The following is a 5,508-nucleotide window of genomic DNA, read 5'->3' as shown; positions in this document are numbered from 1 at the left end:
CCCGGTGCCGATGGCGATGATCGGCGAGCCGACCTCGATCGTTTCGTGCTCGGGTGCGAGGAGCTCGAGGACCGTGCCCTCGTAGGGGCTCGGGAGTTCGACGAGGCTCTTGGCGGTCTCGATCTCGCACAGGACGTCGTTGATCGCGACCGTGTCGCCGGGCTTGACCTTCCACGAGACGATGTCCGCCTCGGTCAGACCCTCGCCGACGTCAGGGAGGTTGAAGATCTGCTTGCTCATGCGGCTCCTAGTACGCGAACGCCCGGTCGAGGGCCTCGAGGATGCGGTCAATGTCCGGGAGGTACTGGCCCTCGATCTTCGCGACCGGGTAGGGCATGTGGAACGCGCCCACCCGGATCACGGGAGCCTCGAGGGAGAGGAACGCGCGCTCGGAGACGCGGGCGGCGATCTCGCCGCCGAGCCCGCCGAACGTGGGGGCCTCGTGCGCGACGACGAGCCGACCGGTCTTCTCGGCCGAGGCGGTCACGGTGTCGAAGTCGATCGGCGACAGCGAGCGGAGGTCGATCACCTCAATGCTCCGCCCGTCGCCGGCCGCAGCCTCGGCGGCGGCGAGCGCCACCGGCACGAGCGGCCCATAAGCGACGACCGTCGCGTCGGTGCCCGCGCGGACCACATGGGCCCGGAACGGATCGGTCGAGGCGCCCGGATCCGCGGTGTCGACCTCGCCCTTGAGCCAGTAGCGGCGCTTGGGCTCGAAGACGATGACCGGGTCCTCCGACTCGATCGCGCGGCGAGTCATCCAGTAGGCGTCGTGGGGGTTGGACGGCGTGATGATCCGCAGCCCCGCCGTGTGCGCGAACAAGGCTTCCGGCGACTCCGAGTGATGCTCGACCGAGCCGATGCCGCCGCCGTACGGGATCCGGATCGTCACGGGGACGGTGAGCCGGCCGGCGCTGCGGGCATGGAGCTTCGCGAGCTGCGTCGTGATCTGGTTGAACGCGGGGAACACGAAGCCGTCGAACTGGATCTCGCCGACCGGGCGGTACCCCCGCAGCGAGAGACCGATGCTCGTGCCGACGATTCCCGACTCCGCCAGCGGGCTGTCCACCACGCGGTCGTCGCCGAATTCGGCCTTGAGGCCCTCCGTCACGCGGTAGACGCCGCCGAGCGAGCCGATGTCCTCGCCCATGAGCAGCACGGTCTCGTCGGCGGCGAGGGCGTCACGGAGCCCGGCGTTGATCGCCTTGGCCAGGGTCATCGTGGGCATCAGTGGCCGCCTTCCGCCGTGTTCGATTCCTCGGTGTCCTCAAAGCCGGACTCGTACTCGAGGTGCCACGCCAGCTCGGCGTCCACGAGGGAGTGCGGCTCGGCGTAGACGTGGCCAAGCGCCTCCTCGAAGCTGGGCGGCTCGAAGGCGAGGACGTCCTTGCGCGCCTTCGCCGCGAGGGCGTCGCCTTCCGCCGCGACCTCGGCGAAGAACGCGTCATCAGCGTGGCCCTCGGCGCGCAGGAACTTCTCGAACCGCGCCACGGGATCCTTCGCGAGCCACTCCTGCTCCTCTTCGGAGAGCCGGTACTTCGTTGGATCGTCAGCCGTGGTGTGAGCTCCCTGGCGGTACGTGTAGGCCTCGATGAGCACAGGCCCCTTGCCGCTGCGCGCCCGCTCGAGGGCCCATTCGGTGACGGCCTTCACGGCCAGCACGTCGTTCCCGTCCACCCGGAGGCCCGGGAAACCGTAGCCCTTCGCCCGGTTGTGGAGCGGGATGCGGGACTGCACCTGCGTGGGCACCGAGATGGCCCACTGGTTGTTCTGGCAGAAGAACACGACGGGCGCCTTGAAGCTCGATGCGAAGACCATCGACTCGTGCACGTCCCCCTCCGAGCTCGCACCGTCACCGAAATAGGCGACGACGGCGGCCGGGTCCCCAGCGTCGCGCCCCGCGGCGGCGGCGCGGGAGGCGTCGCGCTGGAGGCCCATGGCATAGCCGACGGCGTGCGGCACCTGGGCGGCGAGCACGAGGGTGTAGAGATGGAAGTTCGTCTCCGTCGGGTCCCAGCCGCCGTTGGACACACCCCGGAAGAGCCGCAGGAGCTCGCCGAGCTCGACCCCTCGCGTGAGCGCGACGCCGTGCTCGCGGTAGGTCGGGAAGATGTAGTCCTGGGGAAGCGTGGCTCGGCCGGAGCCGATGTTCGCAGCTTCCTGGCCGCGGAGCGGAACCCAGAGGGCGAGCTGGCCCTGGCGCTGAAGTGCGGTGGCCTCGACGTCGAAGCGCCGGATCAGCGCCATGTCGCGGTAGAGCTCGCGCAGTTCCTCTCGGGTCAGGCGGCGCGCGCGCTCCGAGAAGTGGGAGCCGTTGTGGAACCGGCCCTCCTCATCGAGGAGCTGCACCATGTTGACGTGGCCCTCGGTTCGCCCGTGGGCCAGGGCCTCGAGCTCGTCGAGCAATTCCTCCGGGATGTCGTCGAACTCGGTGGTGGGCAGATGTCCTGCCATGCCGCCGCCTCCTGCCGTGGTCGTGGTTCCGTGGTCCGGACAGTCCGCCGCCTCGATATATATTCCTTTTCCGGAATGTATTCCACATTCGGAATATATGCCTGCGGCCCAGCTGTCACTCTACAGAGTGCGGCTGGGCCGCAGAGCATAGGTTAATCGCTAGGAAGCTATCGGGGCTTTTGTGAAGGTTCTACAGAGCTCGAGGATTCGCGAATTCGCCTCCGGCTCCCCGATGGTGACCCGGACGCCCTCATTCCCGAAGGCCCGCACCGAGAGCGCTTGGGTTGCGGCGAGGGCCGCGAAGTCCTGCGTCGCCTCGCCGAGATCGAGCCACACAAAGTTGCCCTGTGCGTCCGGAACGGACCAGCCGATTTCGCGAAGCCCCGCAATGACCCGATCCCGCTCGTCGACGAGCGTTTGTACCCTTTCTACAACCTCGGCGAAATGGTCGAGGGACGCTATCGCGGCGTGCTCCCCCACCGTCGACACGGCAAACGGAACTGCGGCGACGCGGAGGTGCTGGGTCACTTCGGGGCGCGAGATCGAATAGCCCACGCGGAGGCCCGCTAGGCCATGCGCCTTCGAGAACGTTCGCAGCACCACGACGTTCGGATACTTGCGGTACATCGCGATGCCGTCCACGGCCTCCTGGTCCCGGACGAACTCCTGGTACGCCTCATCGATTACGACCAGAACGTTGCCCGGCACCGATTCGATGAAGCGCTCCGTCTCCTCCCGGCGCAGCGCGGGGCCGGTCGGATTGTTCGGAGTGCACAGGAGCACGACTCGCGTGCGCTCGGTAACAGCGGCGGCCATCGCCTCGAGGTCGTGGCGACCGTCCGTCGTGACAGGAATCTGCACGCTCTTCGCCCCGGCCAGACCCACCGAGATGGGGTATGCCTCGAAGGAGCGCCACGCGTACAGCACCTCCTCCTGCACGCCGTCGTCCTGCTGCCCCGCGAACGCTGCGAGAAGCTGATTGAGCGCGCCGAGGCTCCCGCCGCCCGTCACGATGTCCTCGGCCGGAACGTCGAGGAACTCCGCGAGCCGCTTGCGGAGCGCCGTCGCCACTGCGTCCGGGTAGCGGTTGACGGCGGTCTGGGCCGCGATCGCCTCGAGCACCGCCGGAATCGGCGGGAGCGGGTTCTCGTTGGAGGAAAGCTTGAAGCTCTCGAGCCCCGGAATCGGGGCCGGGGGCTTGCCTGCGGCGTACTTCGGGAGGCGGCCGATCACGGAACGCGGATCGACGGACGCGGGGCGGGGGTCGACGGACGCGATGGGGCTGCTGGCGGACGCGGGGCTCGGGGTACCGGCCTCGGCGCCGCTGACGGCGACGGCGGCTGCTTCGGCGCCGTCGCGGCTGTTCAGTGCAGAAGTCATGGTTCCAAGGGTAGCGGGGGCGAGCGCGGCGACAGCAGGGTGTGGAACGATAGGCCCATGATGCGGTTCCTGCTCCGTATTGTCGTCAACGCCGTGGCTCTCTGGGTCGCGAGCTTCCTGCTGCCCGGCATCCGGATCAACTCGACCGCCGCCGCGGATCTGGCTGCCAATTCCGGCGCCGGCGGCCACAGCGACACCCTTGGCGTCGTGCTCGCGTACCTGTTCATCGGCCTCATCTTCGGCCTCGTCAATGCGCTGGTCAGGCCCATCGTCGAGCTCCTGTCCCTGCCGGTCACATGCCTCACGCTCGGCCTCTTCGCGCTCGTCATCAACGCGGCCATGCTCGCGCTGACGGCGTGGCTGAGCGGTTACACCCCCGTCCATCTGACGATCGATTCGTTCTTCTGGACGGCGATCTTCGGCGCGATCATCATCTCCCTCGTCTCGGCGATCATGGGCTTCCTGCTGGGCGCCAATCGCCGCGACCGCTGAGGGTCCGAACCGCCCACTCATGATCCCGGCCTCGCCCGGCCGGTCTTGGCCTTCGTGTCCGTACCCGTGTACGCGAGCCGCTCCCTCTGCGGCGGAAGTCCGCCAAGCGATGCCCCGCCCAACGCGGCGCCGACGATCGCTGCGTGCGCCGCGATCGAGGGATTCGACGAGCCGTCCAACAGGGCGGCGTCCCGCTCGTAGTTCCCGAGGTCGTGAGCCTGGGCGAGCGTTTCCTGGGGGAAGGTCACTCTCTCAGCCGCGCCTCCCCGAGGAGGCGTTCGGACCATCACGACCGAGCTCGAAGGTTCCCCAATCCTCCCCGCCGCGGCCGGCACGATGTCATCCGCGTTCGTGAGGCTCAGGACGGGGATGGCGCCGGGCGGCTTGAATGCCGTGACCGGCCCGCCGACGGCCGTCACGGCCGAGACCCGGTACCTCGCAAGGAACTCCTCGTCTTCGAGGAGTCCCATCACGTGGATCACCCCCTGGCTGTAGCACGTAAACACCACCTCGTCGTCCTGCCCGAGTTCCTGTTCCGCGAGGGCCTGGCGGATGAGCTCACGGATCTGGCTGTCCCGGGCGGCCATCCCGTCCAGAATCCCCTCGCTGTCCATCAGGTTCGCGTCGTCGAGGCTCCACGTCTGGGTACCGGGAACCGTGACCAAGACCGCCACCGTCCCGTCCGCTCGCACGAATCGCTCCACGAGAATCGACGATTCCGGCACGCTCGATCCGTCGTCGAGAGGCACTTGGGTTTGGGCCGTGCGCAGGCTTCGAAGCGAGTAGGCGAACGTCCCTGGATCGCCCGAACCGGCGGCCACCCGCGCCCGATCGACCGCGAGCGCGCCCTCGCGAGAATCCTCGATCCCGCCACTCGCAGCCTCACGGGCCATCCCGGCGAGGGTCCTGCCCGGGCCTTCGTTCGAACGCCTCATGAGGTCGGCGAAGCCCCCGAGCCCGAACTGCCTCAGCAGAAGGGGCACGATTTCCGAGCCCGCGAGGAAGTTCTGGAGCCCGTCGACTGCTGCGGCACGCCGGGCCTCTTCCTCCTCGTACGCGGAGGCCGCCGTGCGGACCGATGCAGCGACGCCCTCGGCCTCCGACGCGATCCGGCGGGCCGTGCCCTCGATCCGCAGCGACTCGTCGCCGTACCTGACGGCGAGCGCGGACCCCGAGCAGGCC

General features: G+C 68.6%; 5 protein-coding genes and 1 pseudogene. 1 reads left to right on the top strand and 5 read right to left on the bottom strand.

Features of this window, described 5'->3' with window-relative positions; translation table 11 throughout:
• The 4 genes from ACLN58_RS17055 to hisC all read right to left on the bottom strand — a co-directional run.
• The coding region (locus ACLN58_RS17055) for a biotin/lipoyl-containing protein (protein WP_415856442.1) at positions 1-240 on the bottom strand (240 nt) is incomplete at its 3' end.
• Positions 241-247: 7 nt separating this feature from the next.
• A complete protein-coding gene (locus ACLN58_RS17050; protein WP_415856441.1) occupies positions 248-1,228 on the bottom strand; it encodes an alpha-ketoacid dehydrogenase subunit beta in 981 nt (326 codons plus the stop codon).
• On the bottom strand, positions 1,228-2,454 hold the full coding sequence (gene pdhA, locus ACLN58_RS17045) for a pyruvate dehydrogenase (acetyl-transferring) E1 component subunit alpha (RefSeq protein WP_415856440.1): 1,227 nt from the start codon (positions 2,452-2,454) through the stop codon (positions 1,228-1,230). Before pdhA ends, ACLN58_RS17050 begins: the two co-directional genes overlap by 1 nt.
• Before the next feature lie 159 nt (positions 2,455-2,613).
• Positions 2,614-3,834, bottom strand: coding sequence for a histidinol-phosphate transaminase (gene hisC / locus ACLN58_RS17040; RefSeq protein WP_415856439.1), 1,221 nt, complete (start codon positions 3,832-3,834; stop codon positions 2,614-2,616).
• Positions 3,835-3,891: 57 nt separating this feature from the next.
• On the opposite strand from hisC, the gene ACLN58_RS17035 reads away from it, so the two are divergent.
• Entirely contained in the window at positions 3,892-4,326 is a 435-nt protein-coding gene (locus tag ACLN58_RS17035) for a phage holin family protein (protein ID WP_415856438.1), read from the top strand.
• A gap of 17 nt (positions 4,327-4,343) precedes the next feature.
• On the opposite strand, the pseudogene ACLN58_RS17030 reads toward ACLN58_RS17035, so the two are convergent.
• A pseudogene (locus ACLN58_RS17030) lies at positions 4,344-5,508 on the bottom strand (hypothetical protein); the annotation flags it as partial.

The organism is Sinomonas sp. G460-2, assembly GCF_047759905.1.
Classification (GTDB): domain Bacteria; phylum Actinomycetota; class Actinomycetes; order Actinomycetales; family Micrococcaceae; genus Sinomonas.
This window is presented reverse-complemented; position numbering and strand designations above follow the sequence as displayed.